At 65.3% G+C, this 262-nt stretch carries 1 protein-coding gene; it reads left to right on the top strand.

The features are described 5' to 3' along the window. Positions 1-262, top strand: a 262-nt coding sequence (locus ACRHNM_RS17105; protein WP_431137840.1) for an aminoacyl--tRNA ligase-related protein, incomplete at both ends; no start/stop codon positions are given.

Below are 262 nucleotides of genomic sequence, written 5' to 3'. Positions count from 1 at the left end.
CCCGTTCCGCCGCTACCAGATGCAGCGCGTCTACCGCGGCGAGCGCGCCCAGCGCGGACGTTTCCGCGAGTTCTACCAGTGCGACATCGATGTGATCGGCAAGGACAGCCTGAGCGTGCGTTACGACGCCGAAGTGCTGGCGGTCATCCATGCGGTGTTCTCGGAACTGCGCATCGGTGACTCCAGCATCCAGCTGAACAACCGCAAGCTGATGCGCGGCTTCTTCGAGAGCCTGGGCGTGGCCGAGGGCGAGCGTCAGCTG

This window comes from Psychroserpens mesophilus (assembly GCF_050617655.1).
Lineage (GTDB): Bacteria > Bacteroidota > Bacteroidia > Flavobacteriales > Flavobacteriaceae > Psychroserpens > Psychroserpens mesophilus_A.
Note: the sequence above shows the minus strand (reverse complement) of the source record. Positions and strands in the feature narration are given on the sequence as shown.